The sequence below is a fragment of the Streptomyces sp. NPDC054961 genome (genome assembly GCF_053609145.1).
In genome coordinates this window covers 1-4,392 of the sequence record NZ_JBSGWY010000093.1, presented here as the reverse complement: position 1 = coordinate 4,392, position 4,392 = coordinate 1, and the positions used below count along the sequence as shown (strand labels likewise).

The 4,392-nt window shown below is 65.9% G+C and carries 6 protein-coding genes and 1 pseudogene; 3 read left to right on the top strand and 4 right to left on the bottom strand.

Features of this window, described 5'->3' with window-relative positions; genetic code table 11:
* Nucleotides 1-92: 92 nt before the first annotated feature.
* Nucleotides 93-397 (bottom strand): annotated as a pseudogene (locus ACWF9Z_RS36470) (transposase); the annotation flags it as partial.
* Between the two features lie 125 nt (nucleotides 398-522).
* Here ACWF9Z_RS36470 and ACWF9Z_RS36465 point away from each other — a divergent pair.
* A complete protein-coding gene (locus ACWF9Z_RS36465) occupies nucleotides 523-1,623 on the top strand; it encodes a tyrosine-type recombinase/integrase (RefSeq protein ID WP_453609893.1) in 1,101 nt (366 codons plus the stop codon).
* Between the two features lie 120 nt (nucleotides 1,624-1,743).
* Here the strand turns inward: ACWF9Z_RS36465 and ACWF9Z_RS36460 are convergent, their stop codons facing one another.
* Nucleotides 1,744-2,196, bottom strand: coding sequence for a hypothetical protein (locus ACWF9Z_RS36460; RefSeq protein ID WP_453609891.1), 453 nt, complete (start codon nucleotides 2,194-2,196; stop codon nucleotides 1,744-1,746).
* A gap of 106 nt (nucleotides 2,197-2,302) precedes the next feature.
* Here ACWF9Z_RS36460 and ACWF9Z_RS36455 point away from each other — a divergent pair, with 106 nt between their 5' ends.
* Both ACWF9Z_RS36455 and ACWF9Z_RS36450 read left to right on the top strand, forming a co-directional pair.
* Nucleotides 2,303-2,647 carry a hypothetical protein gene (locus tag ACWF9Z_RS36455; protein ID WP_224284706.1) on the top strand — a complete coding sequence of 115 codons (345 nt, stop codon included), beginning with the start codon at nucleotides 2,303-2,305 and terminating at the stop codon, nucleotides 2,645-2,647.
* Between the two features lie 179 nt (nucleotides 2,648-2,826).
* Complete coding sequence (locus ACWF9Z_RS36450; protein ID WP_453609889.1) at nucleotides 2,827-3,096, top strand: hypothetical protein; 270 nt, start codon at nucleotides 2,827-2,829, stop codon at nucleotides 3,094-3,096.
* An 8-nt stretch (nucleotides 3,097-3,104) separates the two neighbouring features.
* Here the strand turns inward: ACWF9Z_RS36450 and ACWF9Z_RS36445 are convergent, their stop codons facing one another.
* Both ACWF9Z_RS36445 and ACWF9Z_RS36440 read right to left on the bottom strand, forming a co-directional pair.
* The gene (locus tag ACWF9Z_RS36445; protein WP_453609894.1) at nucleotides 3,105-3,374 is read right to left on the bottom strand and encodes a hypothetical protein; all 270 of its coding nucleotides are present in this window, start codon (nucleotides 3,372-3,374) and stop codon (nucleotides 3,105-3,107) included.
* A 129-nt stretch (nucleotides 3,375-3,503) separates the two neighbouring features.
* The gene (locus ACWF9Z_RS36440; protein ID WP_453609887.1) at nucleotides 3,504-4,109 is read right to left on the bottom strand and encodes a DUF3885 domain-containing protein; all 606 of its coding nucleotides are present in this window, start codon (nucleotides 4,107-4,109) and stop codon (nucleotides 3,504-3,506) included.
* Nucleotides 4,110-4,392: the final 283 nt, after the last annotated feature.

Below are 4,392 nucleotides of genomic sequence, written 5' to 3'. Positions count from 1 at the left end.
TCCTGCAGGCAGACACCACAAGACTGCCGCAACCCCCAGAATCCACCTACGACATGACCTGCACACATGAATCCGCCGAATTAGCCACCAGGATCATCTCCCGGGCGAAATACGCGGCTGCCCGGCGCAGGATCTCCCTCTCGAGCTGCCATTCCTTCTCAGCCTTTGCCAACCTGGCGTTCGCCGCCTGCAGCCGGGCCAGCTCGGCCTCGGTGCCCTGCGACGCGCCGGCCGCGGCCGGACGGCCGTCTGCGTCACGCACCCAGGTCCGCAGCGTCTCGGGGTTGACGTTCAGATCAGCCGCGACCTCCCTGAACGACCGCCTGCCGTCCGAAGCCCGCCACAACGCGATCGCGTCGGACCGAAACTCCGCACTGTACTTCGAGGGCCTTGCCACGTGGTCTACACCTCCCAGGATCAACAAGATCCATTGTCGGGTGTGTCCACACCACAGGGATCACCTCACGACAGGCCGAGCCCGGCACCGTCTTCAGTGTCGACGGCCAGACGCTCTTCCGGCCGGTGCTGAAGTCCGCGTCCGGCGCCAAGATCTGGGCCCAGGAGCTTGAAGCACCCAGGACCGCGGCCCGGGCCGCCCGGCGCGACCTCACCCACGAGGACCATAAGGCGTTCTGGGCCTGGGCCGCGATCGAAGTCCTGCGTCACACCGGCATCCGGATCGAGGAGATGCTGGAGCTCACCCACCACAGCTTCATCGCCTACACCCTGCCCACCACCGGCGAGGTGGTGCCGATGCTGCAGGTCGCCCCGTCCAAGACCGATGCGGAGCGGCTGCTGCTGGTCTCCCCGGAGCTGGCGGAGGTGTTGACCGCGGTCATCTTCCGGGTCCGGGCCGGGAATGGCGCTCTGCCGCTGGTGTCGGCCTACGACGTGTTCGAGCAGACCTGGAGCCCGCCCATGCCGTTCCTGTTCCAACGCCGGTACGGCACCGAGGACCGGCCGCTGACCCGCAGCTACATCCGCGAGTGCTTGGTCGCGACCTCGCAGTCAGCCCAGATCACCGTGGCCGGCGACTCGCTCGAATGGCGCCCCCACGACTTCAGAAGGATCTTCGTGACCGACGCCATCCGCTCCGGACTGCCCCCGCACATCGCCGCGAAGATCTGCGGACACGCCGCTTTGGACACCACCATGGGCTATGCCGCGATCTACCCGGAGGACGTGATCTCCCATCACCGGGCCTTCATCGCCCGCCGCAGAACCGAGCGGCCCAGCGAGGAGTACCGCGAGCTCACCGCCACCGAGTGGGACGAATTCCTGGCCCACTTCGAGCTCCGCAAGGTTGCCCTGGGGACCTGCGGCCGCGACTACTCGACCCCGTGCCAGCATGAAAACGCCTGTGTCAGATGCCCTCTACTACTCGTGGACCCAGCCCAGATGCCACGCCTCCAAGAGATCCACGCCAATCTCATCGACCGACTCCAGGAGGCCAAGGTCCAGGGCTGGCTCGGCGAGGTCGCCGCCATCGAGACCACCCTGGCTGCCGCCGCCCAGAAACTTCAGGCCATGCGCGAGCGTGCAACTCAGCCGTCCACTGTCCACCTGGGTATGCCCGACTTCCGCCGCGACACCGGACGAAGCAGCGTCAAGCCTGAGGAGTGAGCGCTGGCGTGTTCCGAATCATCGGCCGGCGAAATGCCGGGCCGCTCATGGAGCCGGCCCGGCAGGATGCCCGGATGGAGATCCGAACACCTGCGCTCTCACGACAGCGTCCACCCCGTGCTACACGGGGCGACGAACAGGGTCGAGCTCGGCCAGGATTTCGTGCAGCTGACGAGCCGCCAGGGAAACGCGGTCGTCAGTGTCCCGCAACATCTCCTCGCACAGATGCAGCGCGTTGTCCCGGTCCTCGGAGGAGATGCCGAACACATCGAGGATGGCGGTGTGGATCCAATCGCTGTGATTGGAGTCGGCGACTGCCAGTGCGGAGGCGACTACCGCCAACCCGATCCTGTCCTTTCGCCGAAGCACGGCTTTCGCGGTCACCCGGGTGACGAAGGTGTCACCCGGGTCGAGCACGAGCTCCAGCAATGGCCCGAGGGCCTCCTGCATCTCGGCGAAGCCTGCCAGGCCGTGACCGGCATCCGCCCGGTCACGGTAGTCGTGGCTTCGCCCGAGCTCACAGAGCGCCATGACAGCTGCATGCCGCCGATCACTGTCCACCTGGCTGCCCACCCCTCCCGCGATTTCCGGTCAAAGTACCACCGAGACACCCTCCAGATGATCGCCGGGACAGGCCCAAGGTTCGTTCCGACGCTCAAGGCGTCATAGGCTCCAGGACATGCACAGCACCTTGACGGAGCACGCCCGGTGCCTCTACGGAGACGAGTTCGGACCGACGCCTGAGTGCGACCTCGACCACCGGGAGCACTACTTCGTCGAGGAACTGACGTTCGCTGACGCGGATTCCATCCTCGCCATGCTCCGTGAGCTCTGCCCGCACGTGGTCGATGGTCGTCTGCCGGTCTGGGTTCGCAACCTGTCCTACCGGTTGGCGCTCCTGCAGCGACCTGATGAACCGGCGTTGATGCGCGAGGCTGCCGAGAACTTGTGGCTGCACGGACCGGACTGGGATGGCGTCGCGGCGGACCTGACGAGGCGGGCGGATGCCCTTGAGGCCAGCTGAGTTAGGCCACGTTGTTCATGGTGCGAGCCGGAGGCTGATCGACACCACGGTGACGGTGCGACACACCCGGATACGCCCGGACGCCGAGACTGTTGCCCACTACTTTTAGTAACTCGCTCGCGGTTGACCCCGTCGGTCCGGGAGCTGGGTAGTTCGGATAAGCCTGTTTGAGATGCGCCATGCTCCGGCCTGACCCCGCCGAGTGTCCCCGGCTCGTCGAGATCCGCGACAACCTCATCGACCGCATCGCCGAAGCCAAGCAGGAAGGCTGGCTCGGCGAAGTCGAAGGCCTCGAAACCAGCCTCGCCGGCGCCGAGGACAAGCTCTCCCAGATGGACGCCGCCACAGCCCGCACGACCACAGCGGTCGATCTCGGGATGCCCACCTTCACCCAGATCGCTGGACGCGCCACCGACACCCGAAGGCGGCCGCCACCGTCCGCTCCATGAGCGACGCGTCAGAAGGGCACGTCCACGCCAGCTTCGCGGAGATAGGACAAAGCGCGGGACAAGCACTCGTGGGCGGTGGCTCCGTCGGCCCGCATCGGGTGGCTCAACGGGCCGCCACCAGCAGTGAACGTCCATGCGGGCTTCTGGTCCCGCAACCGCTCAGCGTCCACCCTGATCGCGGCGCCCACACCTTGCTCGCCCAACCACTCCAGGATGAGCAACACCGCGTCCTCGACGCCGCTGTCCTGATCGATCTTCGGCCACCGGCCTCGACTCATCGTCACCGGCATGACTGTACCGACGGCCCGGCAGTCGTAGGCGCCCAGCCGGCTCGCCATCAAGAGCGCCCGGTTGGCTGCCGGACGACCAGTCAGATCTTCCTAGGTCCGGACTCAGAGAAGCAACCATCACATGCCGGTCGGGTGCGTGGAAAGCCAGTCAGGATGTGCTGCCTTGAGGGCGTCCCTGACGCTGGTGCTTGGGGCGAATACATCCCCACCTCCGTCATAGGGGTGGTAGAGCCAGCGAAGATCGAGCGGGGCCAGGGTGACTCCTGCGATCACATCGTCAGCTACCAGCCGCAGAAGGGGGTCCAAGGCATGCCTGCTGCGGGGGCGGAGGCTGATGTATTCATGCTGGTAGAGGATGTCATCAGGGAAATCATCGTCGTGGACATGGCTGGCCCAGTGCCGCGCGTCCGGATCAACTTGCCGGAGCTGGGGCATGCGCACGGTGGGTTCCGCGTCTCCGTTCCATTCGAGGGTCACCACATACAGCTCGGCTTCGTTCGGCCCCAGCTCGTCCAACAGGGTGTGATGCCGATCGAGCATGACTGCGTACTCGTCGTCGCTGTCGGGGTACCGCTTGGACTCAGGGAGGCTATGAAAGCGCACCCATCGGTCGGGATAGGCATAGCGCATCTGAAGATCGCCCGGTGGAGCAGGCCATCGCTGTTCCCATAGGGCCGACAGGGCCTCCAGGCTCAGGTCCTGTCGGGGAAGAATCTCGCTCATCGCTCCATGATCGAGCATGCGGCAGACTGCGACGGCCGAATGCACCACCGTCAACGAGGGGCAGCAGCGACCCGCAGCCGCTGGTTCGTCGCTAGTTCAGAGAATCGGAAACCCTCATCACCTGGGCGGCCATCACTCTGATGACCAGGCGCATCACCCGCGGCGGCAAGCCCCGCACCGACCGCTGGGACAAGAAGTCCCCACTCGCAGAGTGAGCCTTTTCCAACCTGAGTGGGGGGGAGGCGGGTGTGTTGTGGTGACAGGCTCGCCCCCCCCCCGCAAA